Here is a 26584-nt window from a genome sequence, read left to right on the forward strand (position 1 = left end):
GCTTTACCTCCACAACCAGAACCGCATTCTACACCAAAGCGCTAAAGCCGGTATTGCTCCTCTGAGACCGGCTCGAGCCACTCCGCGCTCACCCCGTTCACCACTTCCTGGATGGCCAGGTGCACCATGGCATGAGTGGGGCTGGCCCCGTGCCAGTGCTTTTCGCCTGGGGGGAAGTAGATGGTATCGCCGGCCTTCATCTCCCGAACCGGCTCCCCCCAGCGCTGGAACCAGCCGATTCCGGCCTCCACGTGCAGCACTTGCCCTTTGGGGTGGGTGTGCCAGGCGGTGCGGGCTCCGGGGGCAAACATCACCCGCAGCACCTGCAGGTGCATGGGGGCTGGTGTGGTCACCAGCTCGCTCAGGTAGACCGTACCGGTGAACCACTCTGGAGGTCCCAGGCGGGTAGGAGCTTGGGGCACGAAGGTTTTCCAGGGGTTTTCCATAGCCCCATTCTAGAAGGCTCGTTCGTACTGTACCGGCCAGGCCCGCTCCCCCAGGGCCTGGGCGGCCCGGTAGGGCCAGTAGGGCTCCCTCAGCAGCACCCGCCCCAGCAGAACCACGTCGGCCTGCCCTGCCTGGAGGATGGCCTCGGCCTGCAAGGGCTCGCTGATGAGGCCCACCGCGCCGGTGGACAGGCCTGTGGCAGCGCGCACCTGGGCGGCAAAGGGTACCTGGTAGCCTGGGGCCACCGGAATTTTTATCCCTGGCAGGGCCCCGCCCGAGGAGCAGTCCAGCAGGTCCACCCCGCGCTTTTGCAGCTCGGCAGCAAAGGCCACCGTATCGTCGGGGCCCCATCCCCCTTCCACCCAGTCGCTGGCCGAGACCCGCACCCACAGGGGCAGCTCGGCTGGCCAGACCGTCCGCACCGCTTCTACCACCGAAAGAGGAAAGCGCATGCGGTTTTCCCGGCTGCCCCCATAGCCATCGGAGCGCTGGTTGGTGAGGGGGGATAGGAAGGAGTGCAGCAGGTAGCCGTGGGCCATGTGCAGCTCCAGCACCTCGAAGCCAGCGGCCAGGGCCCGCCTTGCTCCCTGGCAGAAAGCTGTGCACACTTCCTCCAGCCCGGCCTCATCCAGCGCCTGCGGCACCGGCCAGCCCTGGTTGAAGGGCAGGGGGCTTGGGGCCACCGGGGTAAAGCGGTGGAGGGGCTTTCCACCTTGCCAGGGGCTCGAGACCCCGGCCTTGCGCCCTGCGTGGGCGAGCTGGATGCCCGGCACTGCCCCGGTTGCTTTGATGCGCTGGGCCAGTGCGCGCAGGCCCGCTACGTGCTCGTCCGACCAGATGCCCAGGTCGTCCGGGCTGATGACCCCGCGGGCCTCCACCGCGGTGGCCTCGACCAGGATGAGCCCCACCCCGCCCACCGCCCGCGTGGGGTAGTGGAGGAGGTGCCAGTCGGTTACGTGACCATCCTGCGCGGAGTACTGGCACATCGGCGACATGACAATTCGGTTCCTGAGGGTCAGCGAGCGAAGCTTTAGGGGGCTGAAGAGCAGGCTCACAGCGAGGATTCTACGCGCTGGGGCAGTTTTGCGCATAACGCTTTTAGCCCACCGGGTCCGTGATACGATGGACACGCGGGAAGGAAAAAAGTTATACTGGGTACAAGAAGTGGTGTGAGGAGGTGAGGAAGGTAGAGAGCCGAAAGTCCGTCCAGCGCCCAGGCCGCTTTCGGCTTTCAACCAGGCCATGCCCATAGACTTCACCCTGACCGACGAGCAAAAAGAGCTGCAGAAGCTGGCCCGGCGTTTCGCCAAGGAGCAGATTGCCCCGATTGCCGCCGAGTACGATGCCAAGGAAGAGGTGCCCTGGGAGGTGGTGGAGAAGCTCCACCAGGTGGGTCTTCTAAACGCCATCATCCCCGAGGAGTTCGGTGGGCTTGGGCTTGGGATGCTGGAGGAGGTCATCATCGGAGAGGAGCTGGCCTGGGGTTGCATGGGAATCTACACCATTCCCATGGCCTCTGATCTGGGCATCACCCCGGTCTTGCTGGCCGGGACGCCCGAGCAGAAGGCGCGCTTCTTGCCTAGGCTCACCGAAAAGCCGGCCCTGGCGGCTTTTGCGCTTTCTGAGCCGGGGAACGGTTCCGATGCCGCTGCCCTGCGCACCCGGGCAGTACGCCAGGGGGATTACTACGTGCTAAACGGCACCAAGACCTGGATTTCCAACGGCGGGGAGGCGGAGTGGGTGGTGGTCTTTGCCACGGTGGCCCCTGAGCTGCGGCACAAGGGGGTCATCGCCCTGGTGGTGGAAAAGGGCACCCCGGGCTTTCGTGCCCACAAGCTGCACGGCAAGATGGGCCAACGGGCCAGCGGCACCTACGAGCTGGTCTTTGAGGACTGCCGGGTGCCGGTCGAGAACCTCTTGGGCCAGGAAGGGGATGGCTTCAAGATTGCCATGCGCACCCTGGACAAGACCCGCATCCCGGTGGCCGCGGGCAGCGTGGGGGTGGCGCGGCGGGCCCTGGAGGAGGCCACCCAGTACGCCAAGACCCGCGAGGCTTTTGGCCGGCCGATTGCTGAGTTCCAGGCCATCCAGTTCAAGCTGGCCGAGATGCTGATGGGCATTGAGACCGCCCGCGCCTACACCTACTACGCGGCCTGGCTGGTGGACACTGGCCAGCCCCACGCCCACGCCGCGGCCATCGCCAAGGCCTACGCCTCGGAGGTGGCCTTCGAGGCGGCCAACCAGGCCATCCAGATTCACGGAGGCTACGGCTACATGCGCGAGTACCCGGTGGAGAAGCTTCTGCGCGATGTGAAGCTGAACCAGATCTACGAGGGCACCAACGAAATTCAGCGCCTCATCATCGCGCGGCACATTCTGAGCTGAGTGGGTTCACAGCGGTTTCTTGGCCCTTGGCCGGAGGGCTGAGGGCTTTTCGGAGGTAAGAGAATGAAGTTTCTAGCGGTTGTAAGGCAAGTGCCCGACGGCGAGTCGCGCCTCAGGATCGAGGGGGGCAGGGTGGACCTCAGCGGGGCCACCATGATCCTCGACCAGATGGACGAGTGGGCGGTGGAGGAGGTCATCCGGCTGCAGGAGAAGCATGGGGGCGAGAGCGTGGTGGTGGCTCTGGGCCCCGAGCGCGCCGAGGAGGCCCTTCGCACCGCCCTGGCTATGGGCATAGACCGGGCGGTTCACCTGGTGGCCGAGGGCTACATCGACCCCATCACCCAGGCCGAGCTTTTGGCCGAGGTGGTTCGGGCCGAGGCCCCGGCGCTGGTTTTCACCGGCGGGCAGCAGGCCGATTGGGACGCCCAGGCCCTGGGCCCGGCCCTGGCTGAGGCCCTGGGCTGGCCGGTGGTGAGCTGGACCACGCAGATTGAGCTGGAAGGCGAGACCCATGCCAAAGCCAAGCACGACCTGGACGAGGGGGCGGAGGTGGTGCGGGTGGCCTTGCCCGCGGTTTTTACCAGCCAGCAGGGCCTCAACGAGCCCCGCTACCCCACCCTTCCCGGGATCATGAAGGCCAAGCGCAAGGAGCTGAAAAAGCTGCCGGTAACAGCCCAAAGCCGGGTCGAGATCCTAGAGCAGAGCATCCAGGAGCGTACCCGTCTGAACAAGCTGATAGACGGCAAGGACCCCGTGGCGGCCGCGCACGAGCTCGTGCGCCTGCTTCACGAGGAAGCCAAGGTGATATAGGAGGTTGAGTGTGATTCTGGTGGTTCTAGAGCACGATGGCGCCCGCTTGCGCAAGGGTGCCTTGGAAGCTATTAGCCGGGCCCGTCAGCTTGCCATGGGGCCGATTGCAGGGGTGGTGATAGGGGAGAACACCCAGGCTGTGGCCCAGGAAGCCGCCCAGTACGTACCGGTGGTCTATGCCGCCGAGGTGGGGCCCTACACCGCGGAGAAGTGGGCTGAGGCGGCCTACGCCGCTGTGGAGAAGAGTGGCGCCAGGGTGGTGGTGGCCACCGCAAGCCGCCAGAGCCGCACCTGGACGGCCCGGCTGGCCTACAGGATGAAAGCGGGGCTGCTGGAGGACACCCTGGAAAGCCGCGCCGAGGGGGAGCAGATTCTGGCCACGCGCTACAGCTTCCTGAACCGCGTGACCGAGCGGCAGCGGGCCTCCTTGCCGGTGGTGCTCACCGCCAAGCCCAACACCACCCCACCGGCCGAGCCGGCGGGCAGCGGGGCGGTGGAGCCCCTCGAGGTGCGCCTGCCCACCGGGGTGGAGGTGCTGGAACGCCTGGGTGAGCAGAGGAAGGGGGTCTCGCTCACCGAGGCCGCGGTGGTGGTCACCGGGGGGCGCGGCCTGGGCAGCGCGGAGGCCTTCGCCGGGGTGGAGGAGCTGGCCCGCACCCTGGGGGCCGCTGTGGGGGCCACCCGCGCGGTGGTGGATGCCGGCTGGCGGCCCTACAGCGAGCAGGTGGGCCAGACCGGCAAGACCGTGCAGCCCAACCTCTACATCGCCCTGGCGGTCTCCGGCGCGGTGCAGCACCAGGCCGGCATGAACAAGAGCAGGTACGTGGTGGCGGTCAACAAGGACGCCGAGGCTCCCATCTTTAAGATTGCCGACTACGGCATCGTGGGCGATGTGCACCAGGTGCTGCCGGCTTTGATCGAGGCGGCGAAGAAGCTGAAGGACTAGATGCGGCAGTCGTAGAGCACCACCTGCCCCCGGGCGATCAGGCGGCCCACCGGGCCCAGCTCCCAGGTGTAGGTGCCGTTGCTGTAGACCTGTTCGGGGCCCGAGCGCACCAGCGGCAGGGTGTGGAAGGCTCCGTCGTAGAAGATGCGCACCTGCGAGCCCAGGTAGTTCACCACCAAAGTGCCCCCCTGGCAGGTGTAGGTCAGGCTGCCGGAGGGGGCTGGTTGGACCGGTTGAACGGGTTGTACCGGCGGTGTGGGCTGGATGGGTGGGGCGACGGCGGCCAGGCTGATGCTAAGCCGGGTGGTGCGGCCGGCCTGGATGCTTACGCGGGTGCGGAAGGGGCTGTAGCCGCTGCGCCGGAGCTCGACCGTGTAGCTGCCGGGGCTCAGGGCCAAGCTTAGGGGGGTGGTGCCCAGAACCCGCCCATCCACCAGGACCTCGGCCCCCCTCGGGGTGGAGTCCACCGCCAGGATGCCGGTGGGCGGGGGAGAGGCGGTGAGGGTCAGGCTAAGCTCGGTGGTCTGGCCGGGCCGGATGGTAAAGCCGGCCCGCAGGGGGTCGAAGCCGCTGCGGCGCAGCTCGAGCTGGTAGCTGCCAGGTTGGAGCTCGAGCACAAGCGGCGTGGTGCCCACCACGCGGCCATCAATGAGCACCTGGGCCCCGCTGGGGCTGCTCCGCACCACCAGCGTGCCTGTGGCCGGGGGGAGCTGGCCGGCGATGAAGTAGGCCTCATCGGTGACCCAGTCGGCGCTGGGTAGGGGCGTGACCACGATGGAGAGCGCGCGGGCCAGGTTGTCTGCCCCCTGGAGGCGGGCCCGCCCTGTTTGGATGTCGATAATCTCCGAAACATCCAGCGGGCGCCGGCTGGCCACGGCCAGCACCCGGTCCTGCCCGGCCGGCCCCTCCACCGTGAAGCGGTAGCGGGCGCCAGGCCCGGGAAAGGTGCGCACCTCCCCGGCCTGGAGGAAGTTTTGCTGCTCGAAGGCATTGGGCAGAATGGGGTTGATTTCCCCGGTGGCCCGCACGCTGAAGAGATAGACGTAGGCCGGCTGGGTGACCGAGACGCTGATGAAGATGGGCTCGCCGAACCGGTAGACCGGGTTGCCGGTTTTGCTGGGGTCCTTGTCCACCCAGACCCGCACCTGGAACCCGGGCGGGGGGGTGGGGTTCACGATGATGCCCTGGGGGCGCACCTGCCCCGCCGCCAGGCCCAGCAAAAGCACCAGAAGGCTCAAGAGTCTATGCATCCTTGCTCCTAAAAGGCGCAATTGCTGAGCACCACCTGCCCCCGTGCGGTGAGGGTGCCCCGGCTGCCGGTCCACTCCCATGTATAGGCCCCGCCGCTATAGAGCAGGGTGGGGCTCCTGCGTACCAGGCGCAGCTCCTGGAAGGCCCCATCGTAGAAGAGGCGCAGGGTGGTGCCGTCCAGGTAGTTCACCACCAGGGTGCCCCCGCTGCAGCGGTAGGTGAAGCTGCCGGGTCCCGGGACAGGAGGGGCGGGCTGCACCGGGGTGACCGGCTGGACCGGGCGGGGGCTGTCGTCCTCCTCGACCAGAAACACGCAGGAAGCCAGGCTCAGACCTAGCAACACCAGAACGAGCCGCAGCATGGCATGACTCCTTTCCTAAGGGCAGTTGGCGTAGGTGTCGTAGGTGTAGGAACCGCTGTACTGTCTTCCGCTGATGGTGGTCACCGTCACGGTCACGGTGGTGGCCCCGTTGCGGGAGGTGGGCGGGTTGACTGGCGTCACCGTGATGGACTGGGCCGAGACCCCCTCGTCCAGGCCCTGGGGTATGGCTCCCTGGCCGAAGGCGAGCTTGTCCACGAAGACCAGGTCGCTGCCGTCGCGGGTGAGCCGGCTGGGGGAACGGTTTTCTACGTAGGTGTTCCCAGAGGCAAAGCCCTGGTAGGTCTCGGTGATGGACTGAATCAGGGAAGAATCGGGAGCGCGGAAGCGGTAGCGCATGAAGGTATCCCGGTTGGTGCAGAAAACGTAGGCCCCATCCGAGACCCGCTGCCAGTTGCTGTCAAAGCGGAAGTTGGAGACCGGTGGGCTCACCACCACCAAGCAGCCCGAGAGCAGCGCGGCCAGGCCGGCCAAGGCTAGGTATGTTCTCGTCATAGCTCGAGCCTAGCACAATCCCCCCACCCCGGCCAGGCGGCAAGGCGCTGGGTTAAGCGCTTCTAAAGAGGGGTCTCAGGCCAGCAGGATGGGCCGCTCGAGGTGGCGGGCCACCTGCTCCAGGAGCTCTCCGGCCAGGGCGGGCTCGATTCCTCCACTCAGGGCCAGCAGGGCCAGGCCCCCCTGGGCCCGCCCAAGGGTGAGGGTGGGGACGTTCGGGAAGACCACCTGGTCGAAGGGGGTGTCCAGCAGCGAGAGCACCACCAGCCCTTCGCCGGGCTCGGAGGCCTGCCGGAGGGCCTCCAGGGTGCCGCGGAGGCTTTGGGCGGGGGCCACCCGGAAGCGTTTTAGCTGCTCGCCCTCGAGGAGCCCCTTCACCGGCTGCCACCCAAGCTCGAGCTGGGCCAGGGCCCTCTCCACCGCGCGAAAGAGCAGGGGGTAGAGGTCCACCTCGGTGCCCCAGGCCTCGCTCAGGGTCTGGGCGGCCTCCTGGGCTGGGCCCAGCACCACCATACGCTGCCAGGCCTGGACCCGCACCCCTTGGATTCCCGTCTCGGCTAGGGCTGCGGGGCTCGAGGGCTGGGCCAGGGCAGGGCTGGGACCTGGTGGGGGCGCAGGAGGCACCACGGGCGGGTTGGGGGCGGGCTCCTCGTCCGGGGGCAGGGGAGGAAGCCCGGCCAGCTCGGGGTTGGGGGGTGGCTCCTCCCACTCCAGCTGGGGCAGGGGCTCGCTGGCCACCAGGGGCTCGGGTTCGGCCAGGTCGAGGACTGGAGAGGGGTCTGGGGCCGGCGGGGTTTCCTCCTCGAAGATTGGGTGGTCTTGGGGGAGGGTCTCGAGGTCCAGGTCGAATTCGATGTCCAGGGCGGTGGGTTGGACTGAGGGGGGAACCAGGTCGCCTATTTGAAGGCCCTCTTTTTGCAGCACTGCCTGGGCCTGGGCCATGGCCTTCTCGGTCAGGGGCTCGGGTAAAGGCTGGGCCTCCTCCGGGGTGGGGGGTAGGTTGACCTCACCGGCCATCACCTTGGCCAAGAAAGAGAGGATGTCTCGCTCGACCACGGTGCCATCGGGGCCTGTACCCTGAATCTGCCGCCAGTCGATGCCGTTCTCTTCGGCCAAGCGGCGGGCCAGCGGGGTAATTTTGGCTTCACTCATGCTCATTACATCATAACCCAAGGAAGAAAGGTGTCCACGTGCACCACCCCTTGCGGCGGGGTAGAGTGTGGGGAACATGGAGGAGCGCTTCGCGACCCTGCTTGCGGATTATTGCCTGGAGCTAAAGCCGGGGCAGACCCTGCTGGTCGAGGCCGAGCCGGCTGCCCTGCCTCTGCTGGAACCCCTCCACGCGGTGGCCCTGGAACGGGGGGCCTACCCCATCGTGCAGCTTTTTCCGGCGGCCAGCTCCCGGCCTTTTTTCCTCTATGGGGAGGCCTGGCTGGACGTACCCCCGGCGCAGCTAGGGCTTATGCGCGCAGTGGATGCCAGCCTGCGCATCGAAAGCGCCCAGAACCCCCTCGAGCTCAGCGACATCCCCCCCGAACGACTGTCCCGCTTCCGCAAGGGCTGGCAGCCCTACCAGCAGGAGCGCTCCAAGCGGCGCTGGTGCCTGACTTTGTACCCCACCCCAGGCTACGCGCAGCAGGCCGGGATGCCCACCGCCGAGTTCCGCACTTTGGTGGAGCGGGCTTTGTACCTAGACCACCCCGACCCTGTTTTGGCCTGGCTCGAGCTCTCCCGCTTTCAAGCTGCCCTGATCGAGCGCCTGCAACGGGCGCGGGAGATTCGGCTGGAAGCTGAGGGCACCGACCTGCGCTTGCGGGTGGAGGGCCGTAGCTGGGTGAACTCCGACGGTCGGCGCAACATGCCCTCGGGCGAGGTTTTCACCGCGCCCATCGAGACCTCGGTAGAAGGGGAGGTGCGCTTCAATCTGCCCTCGACCGCCCTGGGGCAGCGGGTGCGGGGGGTGCACCTGCGCTTTCAGGCGGGGCGGGTGGTGGAGGCGCGGGCAGAGGAGGGGGAGGCCTACCTGCGGGCCATGCTCGAGACCGACGCCGGGGCCCGCTGTTTGGGGGAGCTGGGTATCGGGACCAACTATGGCCTAAGCCGCCCCACCGGGCTCGTCCTCTACGATGAAAAGATTGGCGGTACAGTCCACCTGGCCTTGGGGCAGAGCTACCCAGAGACGGGCGGCACCAACGTTTCCGCCATTCACTGGGACCTGGTACTGGACTTGCGGCCGGGGGGGCGAATCTGGGTCGATGGGGAGGTGCTGCAGGAGGACGGACGTTTTGTGGGGCTATAAAAACCCTGGCCCGCTGTGGGCCAGGGGCGGGGAAGGGGGTTCAAGCTTTTTCCTTGCTCTCCTCCAGGCTGAGCTGGTTCAGCAGGTCGCCGAACACGTCCCCCAGCTTGACGTTGGTGGTCGAGGGGGCCACCACGCTGGGATCATAGCTCCCATAGCCTCCTCCCCCCAGGCTGTAGTCGGCCTCGCGCTCGCGCACCCGGCCCTCGCGCCCGCCCTTCTTGCGCTTAGTTCCCTTGCCCTCCCGGCGGCCTTTGCGTTCCTCTGCCTCCTCTAGGGCTAGGCTCTGCACCGGCGGGGGCAGGAGGCGCTTGCGCGACAGGCTGATGCGCTGTTCTACCGGGTCAATCTGGAGGATGGCGGCCTCCACCTCGTCGCCCTTCTTGAAGAGCTCCGAGGGCTTTTCTACTCGTTCGTGCGCCAGCTCGGAGATGTGTATGAGCCCCTCGATGCCCGGTTCGATTTCTACGAAGACACCGAATTCGGTTAGCCCGGTCACCCGCCCCTTGACCGGCGTGCCTGGGGGATAGCGGTCGGGCAGGCTCTTCCAGGGGTCGGGCTGGGTTTGCTTGAGCCCCAGGGAGAGTCGGCGCTCGGCAGGGTCGAGGCGGAGCACCTGGGCCTCCACCTGCTGGCCTTCCTGCAGCACCTCCGAGGGGTGTTTGGGCCGTTTGGTCCAGGAGAGCTCGGAGATGTGAATCAGGCCTTCCAGCCCGGGCTCCACCTCCACGAAGGCCCCGAACTGGGTCAGGCCCACCACCCTGCCGCTCACCCGGGAGCCAACGGGGTAGCGTTCGGCCACGGTAAGCCAGGGGTCGGGGATGAGGGCCTTCATGGAGAGGTTGACCCGCTCCCGCTCTGTATCCACCGAGAGCACCTTGGCCCTGACCGTCTGGCCCTTTTGTACCACCTCGCGGGGATGGCTGAAGCGGCCCCAGGTAATCTCGCTGCGGTGCACCAGGCCGTCCACACCGCCCAGGGCTACGAAGACCCCGAACTCGGTGACCTCCACCACCTGGCCCTCGACCACATCGCCTTCCTTGAGGCTTGAGAGCACCCGGGCGCGGGCGGCTTTGAGCTCGCTTTCCAGCACCACCCGGCGCGAGAGGATCACGCGGCTTTTCTTGCGGTTGAGCTCGATGATTTTGACGGGGAAGCTCTGCCCTACGTACTCGTCCAGCTCCGGGATGCGCTTGAGGTCTACCTGGCTGGCGGGCAGGAAGGCGCGAATGCCCTCCACAGTGGCCACAAGACCGCCCTTGACCTTTTCCTTGATCTGCACCACCACCGGCTCACCCCGCTCGTAGAGGGCCTGAATCCTGAGCCAGCTCTGGTCGGCCTCGGCCCGCTTCTTGGAGAGCACGATCTGGCCGTTCTCGAGGTCGGCCCGCACCACATAGGCGGTGACGGTGTCGCCCGGCTTGAGCAGCCCCTTGAGCTCCTCTTCCGGCAGGTTTTCCTCGGTGAGCTGGTTGAGGGGGATGATGGCCTCGGTGCGCGCGCCGATGTCCACCATTACGCCATCGTTGGTCACAAAGACCACCGTGCCGGTGACAATCTGGCCGCGCTGGACGGTCTTCTCGAGCCGGGCCTCTGCGTCTTGCAGGGCCTGCTCCATGCTAAAGTCCTGGGGGTCTGTTCCAGTTTCCACTGGGGTCTTGGTCGCCTGCTCTTCCATTCGCCTGCTTCCTCTCCGCTTGCCTTTTTTGCGCAAAATGCCCGCCCAGGAGGCTCTGGGTTGGGGTGGGCGTCTTGCGCTTGGGCTGTCTGCCAGGGATTTCAAACCCTAAGCTGAGACATACCTGCTTTTTATAGCACAGGTTGGCGGAGTTTTACAACACGGGTTTGGGGGTAGTATGGTTCAGGTATGTCCCGCTACATTGGCCAACCCTTCAAGCGTCAGGAAGACGGCAGACTGGTCCAGGGCCAGGGCCGGTACCTGGCCGATCTCCCTGAGCCCGCCCTGCACCTGGTGCTGGTGCGCAGCCCCTACGCCCACGCCCGCCTGGGGCCGATAGACGCGCGGGAGGCCCTCCGCCTGCCAGGGGTGGTGGCGGTCTACACCGCAGCCGATCTGCCGGAGCTTTTCGCCCCGGCCTCTGGCCCACGAGAGGGCCGGCTGGCTTTGCACCCCCTCCTGGCCCGCGAGCGGGTGCGCTATGTGGGGGAGCCGGTGGCGGCGGTGCTGGCGACTTCCAGGGCTTTGGCTGAGGACGCGGCTATGCGGGTAGAGGTGGACTACGAGCCCCTCCCAGCCTGCGCCGACCCCCTTCTGGCCCTGAGCGCGCCCCCCTTGCACGACCATCTGGGCACCAACCTGGCCCTGGAGCGTACCCTGGTGGCGGGTGAGGTGGAGGCCGCCTTTGCCCGGGCCCACACGGTGGTCAGGGCCCGGCTACAGCAGCAGCGGGTGGCCCCGGCCCCTATGGAGCCCCGCGGGGTGCTGGCCTTCTGGGATGGCCTGCGGGAGGGCCTTACCCTTTACTCGAGCACCCAGATGCCCCACGACCTGCGCAGCGCGGTGGCCGAACGGCTGGGCCTGGGGGAGAACCAGGTGCGGGTGGTGGTGCCCGAGGTGGGCGGGGCCTTTGGGGCTAAAATCAACGTCTATCCGGAGGAGATTCTGGCTGCCTACCTGGCGCGCAGGCTGGACCAGGGGGTGCGCTGGGTGGAAGGGCGCAACGAGAGTTTTACTGCCACCGTTCACGGCCGGGCCCAGGTGGCCGAGCTGGAGATGGCCTTTGACCGCGAGGGCAGGATTCTGGGCCTGCGCGGGCGGGTGGTGGCCGATCTGGGCGCTTACGCGCTGGAGACCACCCTGGGCAATGCCCCAGGGACCCTGCTGATGCTCCAAGGTCCTTACGAGATTCCGGCCCTCGAGCTCAGGCTGCAGTCGGTCTACACCCACGCCACCCCCACCGGGGCCTACCGGGGGGCTGGGCGGCCCGAGGCCACCTACTACCTGGAGCGCCTGATGGATATGGGCGCCCGCGCTTTGGGCCTCGACCCGGCGGAGATTCGGCGGCGGAACTTCATCCGGGGGCCCTTCCCCTACCGGACCCGCACCGGCGCCAAGTACGACTCAGGGGCCTACCCAGAGGCGCTGGCGCGGCTTTTGGAGGTAAGCCGGTACAGCGAGCTGCGGGCCTGGCAGCAGCAGATGCGCGAGGCGGGCCGCCTTGTGGGGCTCGGGCTTTGCTGCTACGTGGAGATTACCGGCTACGGTTGGGAGACGGGGGGGGTGCGGGTGAACCCCGATGGCAGCGCGGTGGTGTTCACCGGCACCTCGCCCCACGGCCAGGGCACCCAGAACGCCTTCGTGCAGATAGTGGCCGAGCAGCTTCCCATTCCCCCGGAGCGCATCCGGGTGGTGCAGGGCGATACCCTGGCGGTCCCCTACGGCATGGGCACGGCGGGCAGCCGCACCCTTTCGGTGGGGGGGTCGGCGGTCCTGCGCGCGGCCGAAGGGGTGCGGGAGAAGATGCGCCGTATTGCAGCCCACCTGCTGGAGGCAGCCCCGGAGGACCTCGAGCGGACCGAGAAGGGCTTTGGAGTGCGGGGGACCGATAAGGAAGTGGCCTTGGAGCAGATCTTGGCAGCGGCCTTCAACCCGCGCAGGCTTCCGGAAGGGCTGGAGCCGGGCCTCGAGGTCCAGGCCAGCTTTGCCCTCAAGGAGGCCAACTACCCCTTCGGGGCCCACCTGGCGGTGGTGGAGGTGGACCCCGAGACCGGGGAGGTGAGGCTCCTTCGCTACATAGCGGTAGACGACTGCGGGGTGGTGGTGAACCCCCTGCTCTTCGAGGGCCAGCAGCACGGCGGGGTGGCCCAGGGCATCGGGCAGGCCTTGTACGAGGGGATTCTTTACGACGAGGAAGGGCAGAACCTCACCGCGAGCCTGCTGGAGTACGCCCTCCCCCGGGCCGACCAGATGCCCCCCCTGGAGGCCCACCGCCTGGAGACCCCTTCCCCCACCAACCCCCTGGGGGTGAAGGGGGTGGGGGAGGCCGGGGCTATTGCCGCTACCCCGGCGGTGGTGAACGCGGTGCTGGATGCTTTGGGGGTGGAACACCTGGATATGCCGCTTTCGCCGGAGAAGCTCTGGCGGGCTTTGCGGGGGATGGTCGAATGACCCGCTGGGGTTGCCGGAAAGGCGCTAAGCTTGGCGCATGCGGGTACTCTGGCTTCTCCTTCTTTTGGGGGGGTTCGGCCTGGCCCAGACCCTGGTCGAGGTCACCGCGGTAGCGGCTACGGTCTCCAGCCTGGATGCCAGCGTGCGCTTTCCCTCGGGCACCTTCAGGGCCGGCCAGGGCAGCGAGGCCATCCTGGCCCGGATTCCAGACGCCAGCCGGTTCAGGCTCGAGGTCTACGCCGCCCGGGGGCTGGCGGCCCGGTTGCACGCGGGCTTTGTGCAGCAGATTCTAACCGGGTTTGCCGCGGCCGGCTACTTTGTGGAGCGGCAGGAAGAGGTCCAGGTCCTGGGTGAGCTTCGCACCCGCTACGACCTAAAGGATGGCGCGGGGCAGGCCGCCTTGCTCTTCGTGGTGCGCCGGGGGGATGAGCTGGTCTTCGCCTTTGGCCGGGCGAGGTAGGGTGGGCCTTGTTGGTGGAAGAACGGCCAGCCTCTTGGTGTATTCCGGTGCCCTTCTTTCCGCTAATATATTGGCCTTATGCGCGTCATCGTGATTGGGTCCAGGGCAAGTCTGCTGGCCCAAGCCCAGACCCGCTGGGTGGTAGAACGCTTGAAGGAGCACTGGCCTGAGACCGAGTTCAAAATCCGCACCATACAGTCGAAGCAGGCCTCCGAGACTGCAGCCACCGAGGCCCTGCGCCAGGCCCTGGCGCGGCGTGAGGTGGACATCGCGGTCTACTCCCTCAAGCACCTGCCCACCCAGGAGCTGGCCGGGGTGCACCTGGTGGCCGTGCCCAAGCGGGTTGAGCCCCGGGAGGCCCTGGTGGGGCGCAGCGCCAAGCGCTTAGAAGACCTGCCCAAAGGCGCGGTGGTGGGCGTGAACAGCCTGCGGCGCAAAGCCCAGCTTCTGGCCTACCGGGCTGACCTGGACCTGCGCGATTTGGAGGGCGATGTGGACGACCGGCTGAGCGCTTTGGGCAGCGGCGAGTACGATGCGGTCATCATCGGGGCGGCCAGTTTGCTGCGGCTTGAGCTGACCAACCGCATCGACCAGCTCATCGACCCCGAGGTCATGCTCCCGGCCGCGGGCCAGGGGGCGCTGGGCCTCGAGGTGCGCTGGGGAGACGACTGGGCCGAGGAGTTGGCCTACAGCCTGAACCACCGACCCTCCTTTGCCCGCGTGACGGCAGAGCGGGCCTTTATACGGGCCCTGGGCGCGGGGGACCACTGCCCGGCGGCGGCCCTAGCCACGCTGAGCGAGGAGACCCTGCTTTTGGAAGGGATGGTGGCCTCGCCCGACGGCCGCGAGATGATCCGCGCCGAGATTGAGGGTGAGCCCGAGGAGGCCAGAGAGCTGGGAGAGGAGCTGGCCCAGGACCTACTGGCCGAGGGGGCCAGGGAGCTTCTGGGGGCGGTGCGGGCGGGCTAGGCCGGCCTGCGCCGCTTTTTACCAGGTTCTCGGGAGCACTTGTTCCCCCAGCATTTTCTTGATCTCACCGGTGAGCCACCTCATGGTGGACTCAGGGTCGCGGTAGAAGCTGCTTCCGCGAACGCGGATGAACCGCCACCCAAGGCGTTCCAGAACGCGCTGGCGCTCGAGGTCTTCGGGCCACTTTTCTGGAGGATGATAGCGGTCCCCGTCGCATCCAATGGCTACTTTTCGACCGTTGCTTTCTACCACCAGATCAATGCGATAGCTGCCCACAGGATACTGAGCCCTGACACGGAAGCCGGCCTTTGAGAGATGTTTTAGCACCTCTCTCTCAAAGGGCGACTCGGCCTTTGCACCCTCGACCCTGATTTGCGTTAGGGCGTTTTCGGGGTTTAGGGCGTGTTCAATAAGCAGCCTCCTCAAGTCCCCAGGCTTCAGGTCGGCAGTTGGGTCGAGGGAGTAGACCACCCACATCTGGTCTTTAGCCCGGCTTGCCGCCACATTGAAGCGCTGGCGCCACGATTCGCTATCCCTAAGAGGCAGGGGAGCGCCTTCGCTGGTGTCTACCAGCGATATAAAAATCACATCCCGTTCGTCGCCTTGAAACTGGGCTGGGTTGCCGCACAGTAGGCGACGGTTCTGCAACTCGGTGGGGGATAGCTCCTGATGCAGGAGGTTCTCGATGAGCAGGGCCTGTTCGTCGCCAACCATCGAGATAACACCGAAGGTCTTTCCCGTGTAAAGCGGGTTGTCGATACACGCTTTGATGAGCTCGACGATCCGGCGGGCCTCCACAGGATTGGTCTTTCCATTGCGGTACCCCTTGACCCGCTCGACCCGGACCGCTGGTTTCAAATTAGAGCTGCTCGACTCCCGCAAGGGGTTGATGCGACCTTCGTAGAAGTGCATGTTGCTGAACTGGATAATCTCGGGAACACAGCGAAAGTGCTCCCGCAGCATGACCTGCCCCCCAAAGGAACTGCGAGCGATGTCGTACAGGGAGTACCTTCCATCAAAGAGGGCAGAGTTGGGGATATCCTTTAGGTAGGCCTGTTGGAGGTGCTCTACTTTGTCTACCTCCTCGCCTACGGCCAGTGGGCTCACTTGTTTGTCGTCGCCTACCACGATAACTTTTTTGGCCATGGCGAGCAGGATTAGACCAGAAAGATCGGTCTGACTGGCTTCATCCACGATGACCACATCGAAGATGTCGCGCTCTGGCCTGAATTGCTCAACCACCTGGGATAGGGGCATGATCCAAACTGGCACCGCTGAGCGGCACGCAGCCATCAGCCGGTTGGCCTGGGCTTTTAGCCTGGGGGCGCGCTTGCCGGTGCCCTTGCCGATTCTCTTGACCGTGTTCAGCCAGCCGGTTAGGGCTTGCTGTTGTTGGAGAGAGGTCTTTTTTATCTGCGCACTCCAGGCCTTGTGCTCTATGAGCTCGGCGGTTACGCGGTGGAGCGTTTTCTCTAGCTGAGCGATTTCACCTGCAGGTTTTGGATGGAGAGCTGGCCCCGTTCGTCTGGGTTAGCAGTCGGTACAGCCAAGCCTTTTCGGGTTCTTTAGGGGCTTGGGCCTTGCCGTGGTTTTCTCTGCGCTTCTCGATGGCGCGGGCCCAGTCGGGGGCCGCTTCTCGGAGTCGCTCCAACAGCTTTTGCCGGCGTTGCCAGTGTGGTTGGAGCTGCCAAAGGCGCTGGGCCTCCCGGTAGACCTCCGCATAGGCTGAGGCAGAGCGCTGGGTCAAGGCCTGGGCCAGCGCCTGGCTGATGTGGTTGCGCTTGGGGTCGAGGCTACTTAGTGCTCGGTGGATTTGCTCCTCCCCCAGGCGTCGGATTATCTGGGCTCGCTTGGCTTTGAACAGGTCGCCTAGTCTCTCCAGTGCCGAGACCAGGTTCAGGACCTTGCTGCTCGATTTGAGGGTGAGGGACGAGTGCAGGTAGGCCTCGAGGTTGAAGCCCACCTCGTCGCACTCGACCGTGACGACTCCCCGTTCTTCAGAACGGGGAGTCGTCACGTCTTTCTACCCGGAGGAGGTACTCGCTGTCCTGGCCTGTGTATCCGGCGAAATCGATGGCGGGGTGCACCGGCAGCGAATTCAGAGAAAGGCGCCAGGCGTAGGCATTCAGGGTAAGGGGAAAGGAGCTCTTCTGTTTTTGCAGCTCCTCCAGGAATCGGTACAGCCGCTGGGAGCGCTCGAGGGTCGTCTTCATTTGCGAGCCCATTGTAGGATTCGTTCGCCAGGGAGGCGGTGATTAAAGCCCAAAGCGCCTCGAGCGCACCTGGGGCATCGGCAGCCTAAACCGCTCCGCCAGCGCCTGCTGGGCCTGGCGGATGCGCCAAAAAACCTGGCGCAGCATCTGCTGCTCGCGGGGGCTGAGGGAGGATTGGGCCACCCGGTTGGTGGGGGGCTGGCCCCGGCTCAGGGCCTCGAGCTGGTGCTTGAGGCGCAGGTGGGCGAGGAACAAAAAGGCCTCGCTCAGGTCTTCGGCCTCTTCCCTGGGAAGCAGCCGGGCTTCGGCAGCGGCCCGCAGGCGCTCTGGGGTGGGGCGGGCCAGAGAGCCGGCCTCGAGGCCGTACACCCGGGCCAGCGCCACGATGGCCGCCAGGCCCCCCTTCTTCAGGTTGACCTGCCCCCCTTCCCAGTGGATGCGGCCCAAAAAGCCCAAGGGCGGGGCGAAGGCCAGGGCCGAGCGGGCCAGGGCGGTCAGAAAAGCGCGGCTCTTGCCGGCCTGGCGCAGGTAGCCGTGCAAGGGCTCCGGCGAAAGTCCCCCGGCAATCGAGCGGAAGTCGAGGAAGACCTGGGCCTCCAGGAGGCCCTCGCCTTCGGGGTTTTCCAGCCACTGCTGGAAGCGGGTGGCCCACTCGGGTAGGGCGTAGCACCACCGGTCGGCCATGAAACCCCCCGGGCAGGGGGGGAACCCGGCCTCCAAAAGCCCCTCGAGCACGGCCTGGGCCAGGGCCTGGAAGTAGGGCTTGGCGGCGGGTTCCTGAAAGGCCAGGGCGTTGTCCTGGTCGGTGAGCAGGGCCTGCTCGGTGCGGCCCTCGGAGCCCAGGGCCAGCCAGGCATAGGGGCAGGGCGGGGGCCCCAGGCGGGCCTCGGCCCGGCGCAAGAGGCTACGGGTAAGGGCGTCGTTCAGAAGGCTCACCTGGCGGGTGATGGCCGGTACGGCAAAGCCCGCAGCGAGCATCTGCCGCACAATGGCCTGAAGCCGCTCGCGGTAGTCCTGCAGGGGGCCCAGGTCGCCCTGCTCGAGGCGCCGCAAAAGCCCCAAGGGGGTCTGGAGCCAGCGGCGCAAGAAGAGCCGGTCGGTGAGGAGGCCCACCACCTGGCCCCCCTCGGTGAGGGGCAGGTGGTGGATGCCCTGCTGCTCCAGGTAGGCCAAAGCCTCGTAGAGGGGGCTTACAGCGGGCAGGGTTTTGGCCGGGGCGCTGGCCACCTGCAGGGCCGGGGTGGAGGGGGGGAGTTCCTCGGCCAGCACCCGGTTGCGCAGGTCGCGGTCGGTGAGGATGGCCAGGCCCTCCGGGGTCTTCAGGAGCAAGGCGCTCACCCCGCGCTCGCGCATGCGCCGGGCGGCCTGGGCCACGCTGGCCCCCTCCTCGAGCCACACCGCCGCCTCCGCCACCTCCCCCGCCGGCTGCCCCAGGTCGGGCAGGCTCAGGGCCGCAGGTTGCAAGAGCCTGAGCCGCTCGGCCAGCCGGGCGCTGAAGAAGAGGGCAAAGGAAGGCTTTTCCAGCAGGCGGCGGAAGGCTTCCTTGGCGAGGAGCAAGCACGCCGCCTCACCCTCGGCCCGCACTGTGAGGCGGGGGGGCTGCTGGCCCAGGAGGGAGGGGTAGCCAAAAGCCTCGCCGGGCTCGAGCCAGGCCACGGCCTGCCCGTCCTGCTCCAGCCGCACCGCGCCCCCAAAAACCACATAAAGCCCCTCGGCCTCGGGCTGGGCGGGGGAAAGAATCACCGCACCCGGCTCGAAGTGCAGCAAGTGCAGGGCCCCCTCGAGGCCCGCCCAGTCGGCCTCGCTCAGGGCATCGAAGGGGGGGTACTGCTTCAGGAAGCGAGAAAATTCCGAATCCAGCCCGCCACCTCCCTTGCGGTGGGCTCCTGGGCAAAGCTGGCCCTGGCCTCGGTGTAGCGGGCCTCGCCCACCCGCTCGCGCCGCTGTTCCAAAAGGGCCTGGGCAAACGCGACGGGAAACTCGGGGTGGGGCTGCATCCCCAGCACGTTCTCCCCCACCTGAATAAAGGCGTGGGGGCTGAACTCGCTCCCCCCCAGCACCAAAGCCCCCGGCGGGAGCACGGTAATCTGATCCTGGCAGGAGAGGATGAGCCGGACTTCCCTTAGCCGGGGCTCCATCCAGGGGGCCTGCCGGTAGACCGCGAACCGGTGCACCCCCACCCCCCAGCCCAGGGGCCAGCGCTCCACCCTACCCCCCAGGGCCTGGCCGATCATCTGGTGCCCGAAGCAGACCCCCACCAGCCGGCTCTTGGAGGCCGCAATTGCCCGCACGAAGTCTTCTAAAGGGGGAATCCAGGGCAAAGGGTCGTAGACCGAGGCGCGGGAGCCCGTAATCAGGTAGCCCCCGAAGTCCTCGACCTGGGCCGGATACTGCCCCCTTCGCACGTCGAAGGGGGTGAGGGGCAGGCCCAAAAGCCGCTCGAACATGGCGGGGTAGTCGCCCGCAATGCCCCCCAGGCCCGGCGGGGGGTCGTCGCAGACCAGTACGGCCAGCCTCATAGCCTACGCAGATGATACGACTTGGGCCGGGTGAGCTGCTCGTAGCCCAGCACGGAGAGCGAGCAGCCCCGCCCGGACTCCTTGACCCCCGTCCAGGCCAGGGCGGGGTCCAGGTAGTCGCAGCGGTTGAGGAAGACCGTGCCGGTCTCTATGCCCGCTCCGAGCTCCAACGCGGCCCCTTCATCCCGGCTCCAGATGGAGGCGGTGAGGCCGTAGGGGGAGTCGTTCATGAGCGCCAGGGCTTCCGCGTCGCTTTTTACCGGCATGATGCCCACCACCGGGCCAAAGCTCTCCTCCACCATTACCCGCATCCCGTGGTGCACGTTCACCAGCACCTGCGGGGCCAGGTAGGGGGTGCCCGGCGCGTCGGCGGGGAAGTGGCGGGGGTCTATGAGGGCTTTGGCCCCCTGGGCCACCGCCTCGGCAATCTGGCCCCGCACGAACTCGGCGGCCTCGGTGCGCACCATGGGGCCCAGGGTGGTCTCGGGGTCTAGGGGGTTGCCCAGCTTGAGCTTCAGGGTCTCGGCCACAAAAGCCTCCACAAAGGGCTCGTAGAGGCTCTCGTGCACGTAGATGCGCTCCACCCCGCAGCAGGACTGGCCCGAGTTGAACATGGCCCCGTCCACCAGGTTCACCACGCTGAACTCGAGGTCGGCGTCCTCGCGCACGTAGGCCGGGTCCTTGCCCCCCAGTTCCAGGGCCACCCCCTTGAAGTGCCCCGCCGCGGCCCGCTCCACCGCCCGCCCGCCGGCCACAGAGCCGGTAAAGGCCACAAAGGCCATCCGCGGGTCGGCGATGGCCCGGGCCACCAGGTCGTGGTCCATGTGCAGGTACTGGAAGACCCCCTCGGGCAGCCCGGCCTCCTGGAAAGCCCAGGCGTAGCGCTCGGCCACCAGGGGGGTCTGGGCCGAGTGCTTGAGCACCACCGCGTTCCCCGCCAGAATGGCGGGCACGATGGTGTTGACCGAGGTCAGGTAGGGGTAGTTCCAGGGGGCCAGCACCAGCACCACGCCCAAGGGCTCGCGCCGGATGAAGCGGGTAAAGCCCGGCAGTTCCTCCACCGGCACGTCCTGCAGGGCCAGGGGCGCAATGCGGGTCATGTAGCGGGCCCGCTCGGCAAAGCCCCCCGTAATCTCCTTGGGGGTATAGCGGATGGGGCGGCCCATCTGCCAGGTGAGCTCCTGGGCCACCTCCTCCACCGCCCCGAGCATCACCTCTACCATTCGGCTCACGATGCCCATCCGCTCCTCCAGCGGGGTTTGGGCCCAGGCTTTTTGCGCCCTGGCGGCGCGGGCTAAGGCGGCCTCGAGCTCTTCTGGCCCGGCCAGCTCCCGCTCGGCGTAGACCCGCCCATCCACCGGGCTGATGGTTTTTTGAATGGTCCTGGTCACTGCCGCACCCCTACTCCGGCGTGACGTAGGCCGCGGTGATGCCCCCGTCCACCAGCAAGGCTGCCCCGGTCATGAAGGAGGAAGCCGGGCTGGCCAGAAACAAAGCGGCCTGGGCAATCTCGCTGGCCTGGCCGAAGCGGCCCATGGGGATGTGCACCAGGCGGCGCTGGCGCTTTTCCGGGGTGTCCAGGTACTTCATCAAAAGCTCGGTCTGCAAAGGCCCCGGGCACAGGGCGTTGACCCTTATGTTCTCCCGGGCGTGAATGACGGCCAGCTCGCGGGTCATGGAGAGCACCGCCCCCTTGCTCGCGGTATAGGCCAGTTGGGGGGTGGCGGCCCCCAGGAAGGCCACAAAGGAGGCGGTGTTGATGACCACCCCGCCCCCGGCCCGGCGCAGGGCGGGGATGCCGTACTTGCAGCCCAGAAAGACCCCCTTCACGTTCACGGCAAAGGTCAGGTCCCATACGGCCTCGCTGGTGTGGATGGCATCGTCGTCCTCGGCGTGGGAGATGCCGGCGTTGTTGAAAAGGATGTCGAGCCGGCCAAAGACCCGCTCGGCCTCCTCCACCATGCGCTGGGCATCCTCGGCCTTGGAGACGTCGGCCTGCACGAAGTGGGCCTGGCCTCCTGCGGCCCGGATGCGCTCGGCGGTCTCCTGGCCTTTTTCCAGGATGTCCACCGCTACCACCCTTGCCCCTTCTTGGGCAAAGAGCAGGGCAGCCTCGAGGCCAATCCCGCTGGCAGCGCCGGTAATCAGGGCCACCTTGTCAGCTAGTTGCATGAAACCTCCCTAAATTCGCTCAAAGTACCGCTTGCGCTCCCAGTCGGTCACGGCCCGGTTGAAGGCCTGCCACTCGGTGCGGAAGAAGTGGGTGTAGTGCTCGTGGACGGCCTCGCCCAGCGCCTCTTTGGCGAAGGCGCTATGGGCAAACCCCTCCACCGCCTCGCCCAGGGTGTAGGGCACCCGGGGCAGATGGCGGGCCTGGTAGATGTCGCCCTGGAATATGGGGGGTGGGGAGAGGCCCTGTTCCATGCCCGCAAGCCCCGAGGCCAGGGCTGCGGCCAGGGCCAGGTAGGGGTTCAGGTCGGCCCCGCCGATGCGGCACTCGATGCGCAGCGAGGGGCCCTGCCCCACCACGCGGAACCCGGCGGTGCGGTTGTCGTAGCTCCAGGCCAGCCGGGTGGGGGCCCAGGAGCCGTCCTCGTAGCGCTTGTAAGAGTTCACCGTGGGGGCATACAGGGGCATGAAGTCGGGCACGTGGGCCATCCAGCCGGCCAAAAACTGCCCGAAGACCGCCGAGCCCTTTACCGGCCCGTAGCTTTCCTCACCGGCAAAGGCGTTCTGGCCGTTCTTCCACAGCGAGAGGTGGATGTGGCAGGAGGAGCCCGCCTGGCCGTGGTGGGGCTTGGCCATGAAGGTCACCGAGAGGCCCATAGAGTCGGCGATTTCCTTGAGGCACTGTTTGAACAAGGCGTGCCGGTCGGCCATCTCCAGGGCCTCGGCGTAGCGCAGGTTGACCTCGTGCTGCCCCAGGCCCCACTCCCCCTTGGAGTTCTCCACCGGGATCCCCGAGGCCTTGAGGTGCCGCCGCACCGCAGCGGTGAAGGGCTCTTCGCGGGTGCCCTGCAGCAGGTGGTAGTCCTCCAGGTAGTAGCCGGCGGGCTCGAGGCCCGCGTAGCCCTGCCGGTGGGCCTCGCGGTAGGAGACCCGGTAGAGGTAGTACTCCAGCTCCGAGGCGGCCATCACCGTGTAGCCCAGGGCTTTGGCCCGCTCGAGCTGGCGCTTCAGGATGGTGCGGGGGGCCACCTCCACCGGCTGGTGGGTGCGCTCGTCTTCCAGGTCGCAGAGCACGATGGCGCTTTTCTCGAGCCAGCTCGCAGGCCGCAGGGTGGAGAGGTCGGGCACCAGGTGAAAGTCGCCATAGCCCAGCTCCCAGTTGGCAAAGCGGTAGCCCTGCACCGGCTCCATCTCCATGTCGGTGGTGAGCAGGTAGTCGCAGCCGTGGGTGCCGTGGCTGGCCACATGCTCCACGAAAAACTCGGCCTCGAAGCGCTTGCCCATGAGCCGCCCGTAGTGGTCGGGGAAAGCCACCAGCACGGTCTCTATCTCGCCTGCGTTTACCTTCTGGGCCAGCCAGTCCAGCTTGCTCATCTCATCTCCTGAAAGCCCTTGGGTTCAGCCTGTCTGTTGCTTCGGGCAACGCACGCCTACCGGATTTCCCGCTGCGCCTCGGCGATCAGCGCGGCCTCCTCCTCGGGGGCCTGGGCCACCAGGCGGAAGCGGCTGTAGAACCAGTAGTAGGCCATCATCAGCACCACAAAGACGGCCGTGCCCACCACGCCAGGGCGGTAGCTCTCCACCGCAAAGGTGGCCCCCAGGCAGACCAGGGCCAGAATGGCCCCCACCCAGGCCCCCGGCACGCCCAGCGGGCTCTTGTAGGGCCGGGGCAGGTCGGGGCGGGTGCGGGCTAAGCGGATGTAGGCGAACATCACCATGGCATACGAGATCACCGCGCCAAACACCGCCATATTGAGGAGCGCGGCCCCCACGCTATCGGAGAAGGTGCTGATGAGCACGCACATCAGGAAGCCCACCACCGCGCCCAGAATCAGGGCGTAGTGCGGGGTGTGGTAGCGGCTCACGATGGAAAGCCCGGTGGGCAAATAGCCGGCCCGCGAGAGGGCAAAGATGAGCCGTCCGTAGGCGTAGATGATGGCGTGGAAGCTGGCCACCAGCCCAGTGATGGCAATTAGGGTGAGTATGGTGGTGGTGGCGGCGTCGCCGAACACCGCCTTGAAGCCGAGCTCCAGGGGGGCGCCCGACTCCCCTACCTCCTTGGCCCCCGCCACCCCGGTGTTAAGGATTAGGGTCAGCACCGAGAGCACCAGCAAGGTAATGATGCCCAGGATGAGCGCCCGGGGCATATCCCGCACCACATCGTGCGACTCCTCAGCGGCCAGGGGAAGCTGCTCGATGGCCAAATAGAACCAGATGGCAAAGGGCAAAGCGGCAAAGACCCCGTACCAGCCAAAGGGGAGGAAGCTCGAGCCTCCCGGTTGAGGCTCTATGTTGAAGACCTTGTCCCAGCTAAAGGCCCCCGAAAAAGCAGCGGCCACATAGAAGAAGACCAGCACCCCCAAGGCCAGCAGGGTCACGATGAGCGAGACCCGAAGCGTCAGGGCGGTACCGCGGATGTTGATGCCCACAAAGAAGGCGTAAAAGACCGCCCACCAGATCCAGGCCGGTACCCCAGGGATGAGGGCGTTCATATAGCCCGCAATGCCCACCACAATCACCGCCGGGGTAATCACGTACTCGATGAGGTCGGTGACCCCGTTCAAAAAGGCCCAGTTGGGGCCAAAGGCGCTGCGGGTGAAGGAGTAGAACCCCCCGGCGTGGGGCAACGCGGTGGAGAGCTCGGCGATGGAAAGCACCATGGTCACATACAGCACCGCCACCACGAGGGTGGCCAGCAGAAGCCCGCCGAAGCCCCCTGCCGCGAGCCCGAAGTTCCAGCCGAAAAAGTCGCCCGAGATGACCGCGCCCACCCCCAGGCCCCACAAAAGCACCCAGCCCGCGCTCTTGCGCAGCCGACGCTTCTCCAGGTAGGTGTTGTCCACGTCTATGTAGCGTGCGCCCCGTACCTCCTTGGGTCTATTCTCCATTGAAGCCTCCCTTGCCAGACCGCTTCAGACCTTTTGCCGCGCCCGGATCAGTCGTGCTAGCTCTTTCACCCCCTCTTCCAGGCCTTCGGCGCCTTCGGCCCCGAAGCAAAGCCGGAAGTGCATGGCCTCGTCGCTTCGCACCAGGAAGGCCTCCCCCGGGGTGATGGCCACCCCCCGGGCCAGGGCCTGGCGGTGTAGCTCCAGGGTTGAGAAAAGTCGGGGCAGGCTGACCCAGCAGGAAAACCCCCCCTCGGGGCGGCTCCAGTGCACCCCGGCGGGCATGTGGCGGCTCAGGGCCTGCAACAGCGCGTCACGCCGACGCTGGTAGATGGGCAGTACCTGTTTCAGGTGCTGCTTCAGGCTTCCTTGGCGGATGAACTGCGCTGCCGCCCGCTGCAACAAAGGCGGCGGCCCGGTGATATCGGAGACGTTGTGCAAGGCGGTGAAGCGCTCGAGCAGGGCCTCGGGGGCCAGCAGGTAGCCAATCCGCAGCCCTGGCATCAGCACCTTGGAAAGGCTGGCCAGGTGCACCACCTGCGACCCGGCCCCCAGGCGCTGGGCCAGGGCATACAGCGGGGTGGGAGGGGTTTTCTCGTAGCTCAAGCAGCCCAGGGTGTCGTCCTCCACCAGGGTGAAGCCATGGGCCTGGGCCAGCGCCAACAGCCGCCGCAGCCGCTCTTGGCAAAAGCGCAGCCCGGTGGGGTTGTGGTAGCTCGGGATGGTGTAGTAAAAGCGCGGGCGGTGGCGCTTCAGGAGGGCCTCGAGCACCTCCAGCCGGGGACCTTCAGCATCCAGGGGCACCGGCAGCGGCTTGAGGCGGAACTGCTTGAGAATCCCCAGCAAGCCCAGGTAGGTGGGCTCCTCCAGAAGCACCTCTTCCCCAGGCTCGGCTAGGGCCCGGCAGACCAGGGCCAGCCCCTGCAGCCCCCCCACCGTCACCAGCACCTCCTGGGGGTCGGCCTCGATGCCCCGTTGCTCCAGAAGCTCGCTGAGGGCCACCCTAAGCTCGGGCTCGCCCATCACCGAGCCGTAGCCGAAGACCTCGCGCGCCAGCGGCTTCAACCCCTCCAGGCAGGCCCAGAAGGCCTCGTAGGGGAACAGAGCAGGGTCGGCGGTGGCCAAAGCCAGGTTGTGCAGGGCCCGCGCGTGCTGCAACCGGTGCAGGTCGGAGAGCACCAGGTCGGGCTCGAGCCGCTCCCCCAGGCTGGGCTGGGCGGCGGGCCGGGCCTGGGGGCTCACAAAAGTGCCCCGGCCCACCACCGACTCGATGAGTCCATCGGCCTGCAGCTCGCGGTAGGCGTTGTGGATGGTGAGCCGGGTGGTGCCCACCTCGCGGGCCAGGGCCCGCACCGTGGGCAAGCGGGTGCCCGGGGGCAGCTCGCCCCTGGCGATGCGGGTGCGGAACTCCTCGGCGATGTGGCGGTATAAAGCGGTATGCCTGTCCCGCTGCAGCTTGACCCGGATTCCCATGGCGCTCCCCTTTGGATTGGGGAGCATTATAGGCACGGGCTCTGAGGGGGGAGAAGGTACAACTTGCTGGATTGTGCTAGGACAATCAAAGCCGGCGGGCAATCCGCAGGCCCCGCAGCGCGACCACCGCGCTGACCAGGACCAGCGCCCAGAAGCCGCTGCCGGTGGGCAGCAGGGCCCAAAGGGCGTACAAATAGCCTGCTACGGCCCCTACCGGGATGGGGTACCAGCTTTTGGGGTGGGCGCGCCAGTAGAAAAGCCAGTACAAGCCCGCCACCCCCAGGCCAATCCCCAGGGCCGGCAGGGTCGCCGCAGGATACAGGAAGCCGAAAAACCCCAGGGTGGGGGCGATGCCGCCACCGCCCCGGAAACCGAAGAAGAGGGGCCAGTTGTGCCCCGCCACCACCGCCACCCCCATCAGGGGGATGGCCCAGGGTGCCTGGAGCTGGCCCAGGTAGGCTGCCAGCCCACCCTTCAGGATATCGCCCAGGGCCACCGCCACCCCCCAGGCAGGTCCTAGCTGGCGGAAAGTGCCGCTGGCCCCGGGGGTGTCCCGGTCGGCTAGGTCAATGCCCCTGAGCCGGCCTGCAATCTGCCCAAAGGAGAGCGAGCCCAAGAGGTAGGCTACCAGGACCCAGAGCAGCTCCACTGCCAGAATGCTACCAGGGGTTTAGTCGGGAACCCCATCGCTGGGGGTGTGTTCCCGAATGCCCTGGCGCAGCAGCACCACCACCGGCCAGGCCACCACCAAAAGC

25 protein-coding genes are annotated in these 26584 nt (G+C 66.9%); 7 read left to right on the top strand and 18 right to left on the bottom strand.

Annotated features, from left to right (window positions below):
* Window positions 1-41: 41 nt before the first annotated feature.
* Together DV704_RS05495 and DV704_RS05500 are read right to left on the bottom strand one after the other, a co-directional pair.
* Entirely contained in the window at window positions 42-446 is a 405-nt protein-coding gene (locus tag DV704_RS05495; RefSeq protein WP_114798562.1) for a cupin domain-containing protein, read from the bottom strand.
* Window positions 447-455: 9 nt separating this feature from the next.
* The gene (locus tag DV704_RS05500) at window positions 456-1502 is read right to left on the bottom strand and encodes an NADH:flavin oxidoreductase/NADH oxidase (RefSeq protein WP_114798563.1); all 1047 of its coding nucleotides are present in this window, start codon (window positions 1500-1502) and stop codon (window positions 456-458) included.
* Between the two features lie 187 nt (window positions 1503-1689).
* Here DV704_RS05500 and DV704_RS05505 point away from each other — a divergent pair, with 187 nt between their 5' ends.
* The 3 genes from DV704_RS05505 (at window position 1690) to DV704_RS05515 (ending at window position 4588) form a co-directional block, all read left to right on the top strand.
* Window positions 1690-2832 carry an acyl-CoA dehydrogenase family protein gene (locus DV704_RS05505; protein ID WP_114798564.1) on the top strand — a complete coding sequence of 381 codons (1143 nt, stop codon included), beginning with the start codon at window positions 1690-1692 and terminating at the stop codon, window positions 2830-2832.
* A 63-nt stretch (window positions 2833-2895) separates the two neighbouring features.
* Window positions 2896-3642, top strand: coding sequence for an electron transfer flavoprotein subunit beta/FixA family protein (locus tag DV704_RS05510; RefSeq protein ID WP_114798565.1), 747 nt, complete (start codon window positions 2896-2898; stop codon window positions 3640-3642).
* Window positions 3643-3652: 10 nt separating this feature from the next.
* The gene (locus tag DV704_RS05515) at window positions 3653-4588 is read left to right on the top strand and encodes an electron transfer flavoprotein subunit alpha/FixB family protein (protein ID WP_114798566.1); all 936 of its coding nucleotides are present in this window, start codon (window positions 3653-3655) and stop codon (window positions 4586-4588) included.
* Here the strand turns inward: DV704_RS05515 and DV704_RS05520 are convergent.
* From DV704_RS05520 to DV704_RS05535, 4 genes are all read right to left on the bottom strand, one after another.
* On the bottom strand, window positions 4585-5838 hold the full coding sequence (locus DV704_RS05520; RefSeq protein WP_114798567.1) for a PEGA domain-containing protein: 1254 nt from the start codon (window positions 5836-5838) through the stop codon (window positions 4585-4587). The two genes, DV704_RS05515 and DV704_RS05520, sit on opposite strands and share 4 nt — an antisense overlap.
* Window positions 5839-5846: 8 nt before the next feature.
* Window positions 5847-6200, bottom strand: coding sequence for a hypothetical protein (locus DV704_RS05525; protein WP_114798568.1), 354 nt, complete (start codon window positions 6198-6200; stop codon window positions 5847-5849).
* Window positions 6201-6215: 15 nt separating this feature from the next.
* Window positions 6216-6713, bottom strand: coding sequence for a hypothetical protein (locus DV704_RS05530; protein ID WP_114798569.1), 498 nt, complete (start codon window positions 6711-6713; stop codon window positions 6216-6218).
* Window positions 6714-6788: 75 nt separating this feature from the next.
* Window positions 6789-7865, bottom strand: coding sequence for an E3 binding domain-containing protein (locus DV704_RS05535; protein ID WP_114798570.1), 1077 nt, complete (start codon window positions 7863-7865; stop codon window positions 6789-6791).
* Between the two features lie 76 nt (window positions 7866-7941).
* On the opposite strand from DV704_RS05535, the gene DV704_RS05540 reads away from it, so the two are divergent.
* Window positions 7942-9012: an aminopeptidase gene (locus DV704_RS05540; RefSeq protein WP_114798571.1), complete on the top strand. Its 1071-nt coding sequence runs from the start codon at window positions 7942-7944 to the stop codon at window positions 9010-9012.
* A gap of 40 nt (window positions 9013-9052) precedes the next feature.
* On the opposite strand, the gene DV704_RS05545 is transcribed toward DV704_RS05540, so the two are convergent.
* On the bottom strand, window positions 9053-10690 hold the full coding sequence (locus tag DV704_RS05545; protein ID WP_114798572.1) for a 30S ribosomal protein S1: 1638 nt from the start codon (window positions 10688-10690) through the stop codon (window positions 9053-9055).
* A gap of 189 nt (window positions 10691-10879) precedes the next feature.
* Between DV704_RS05545 and DV704_RS05550 the strand changes: the two genes are divergently transcribed.
* The 3 genes from DV704_RS05550 to hemC all read left to right on the top strand — a co-directional run bounded on the left by DV704_RS05550 (window position 10880) and on the right by hemC (window position 14570).
* Window positions 10880-13141, top strand: a complete 2262-nt coding sequence (locus tag DV704_RS05550; RefSeq protein ID WP_114798573.1) for a xanthine dehydrogenase family protein molybdopterin-binding subunit — start codon at window positions 10880-10882, stop codon at window positions 13139-13141.
* A 37-nt stretch (window positions 13142-13178) separates the two neighbouring features.
* Entirely contained in the window at window positions 13179-13601 is a 423-nt protein-coding gene (locus tag DV704_RS05555; protein ID WP_114798574.1) for a hypothetical protein, read from the top strand.
* Between the two features lie 78 nt (window positions 13602-13679).
* A complete protein-coding gene (gene hemC, locus DV704_RS05560; protein WP_114798575.1) occupies window positions 13680-14570 on the top strand; it encodes a hydroxymethylbilane synthase in 891 nt (296 codons plus the stop codon).
* An 18-nt stretch (window positions 14571-14588) separates the two neighbouring features.
* Here the strand turns inward: hemC and DV704_RS05565 are convergent, their stop codons facing one another.
* The 11 genes from DV704_RS05565 to DV704_RS05615 all read right to left on the bottom strand — a co-directional run bounded on the left by DV704_RS05565 (window position 14589) and on the right by DV704_RS05615 (window position 26478).
* Complete coding sequence (locus tag DV704_RS05565; protein WP_158539608.1) at window positions 14589-15827, bottom strand: AAA domain-containing protein; 1239 nt, start codon at window positions 15825-15827, stop codon at window positions 14589-14591.
* Between the two features lie 229 nt (window positions 15828-16056).
* Entirely contained in the window at window positions 16057-16587 is a 531-nt protein-coding gene (locus DV704_RS05570) for a hypothetical protein (RefSeq protein ID WP_147279587.1), read from the bottom strand.
* Window positions 16568-16783, bottom strand: coding sequence for a hypothetical protein (locus DV704_RS05575; RefSeq protein WP_114798578.1), 216 nt, complete (start codon window positions 16781-16783; stop codon window positions 16568-16570). The genes DV704_RS05570 and DV704_RS05575 overlap by 20 nt, the downstream gene beginning before the upstream one ends.
* A gap of 42 nt (window positions 16784-16825) precedes the next feature.
* The gene (locus DV704_RS05580) at window positions 16826-18550 is read right to left on the bottom strand and encodes a DUF294 nucleotidyltransferase-like domain-containing protein (RefSeq protein ID WP_233498255.1); all 1725 of its coding nucleotides are present in this window, start codon (window positions 18548-18550) and stop codon (window positions 16826-16828) included.
* A 65-nt stretch (window positions 18551-18615) separates the two neighbouring features.
* Window positions 18616-19302: a gamma-glutamyl-gamma-aminobutyrate hydrolase gene (locus DV704_RS05585; RefSeq protein ID WP_114798580.1), complete on the bottom strand. Its 687-nt coding sequence runs from the start codon at window positions 19300-19302 to the stop codon at window positions 18616-18618.
* The gene (locus DV704_RS05590; protein ID WP_233498256.1) at window positions 19299-20693 is read right to left on the bottom strand and encodes an aldehyde dehydrogenase family protein; all 1395 of its coding nucleotides are present in this window, start codon (window positions 20691-20693) and stop codon (window positions 19299-19301) included. Before DV704_RS05590 ends, DV704_RS05585 begins: the two co-directional genes overlap by 4 nt.
* Window positions 20694-20703: 10 nt before the next feature.
* On the bottom strand, window positions 20704-21474 hold the full coding sequence (locus tag DV704_RS05595; RefSeq protein ID WP_114798581.1) for a glucose 1-dehydrogenase: 771 nt from the start codon (window positions 21472-21474) through the stop codon (window positions 20704-20706).
* Window positions 21475-21483: 9 nt separating this feature from the next.
* Window positions 21484-22845, bottom strand: coding sequence for a glutamine synthetase family protein (locus DV704_RS05600; protein WP_114798582.1), 1362 nt, complete (start codon window positions 22843-22845; stop codon window positions 21484-21486).
* A 56-nt stretch (window positions 22846-22901) separates the two neighbouring features.
* The gene (gene eat, locus DV704_RS05605) at window positions 22902-24359 is read right to left on the bottom strand and encodes an ethanolamine permease (protein WP_114798583.1); all 1458 of its coding nucleotides are present in this window, start codon (window positions 24357-24359) and stop codon (window positions 22902-22904) included.
* 24 nt (window positions 24360-24383) lie between these two features.
* Window positions 24384-25829, bottom strand: a complete 1446-nt coding sequence (locus DV704_RS05610) for a PLP-dependent aminotransferase family protein (protein WP_114798584.1) — start codon at window positions 25827-25829, stop codon at window positions 24384-24386.
* A gap of 85 nt (window positions 25830-25914) precedes the next feature.
* Entirely contained in the window at window positions 25915-26478 is a 564-nt protein-coding gene (locus DV704_RS05615; RefSeq protein ID WP_114798585.1) for a glycerol-3-phosphate acyltransferase, read from the bottom strand.
* Between the last annotated feature and the right edge of the window lie 106 nt (window positions 26479-26584).

Source organism: Meiothermus sp. QL-1 (assembly GCF_003351145.1).
Classification (GTDB): Bacteria; Deinococcota; Deinococci; order Deinococcales; family Thermaceae; genus Meiothermus.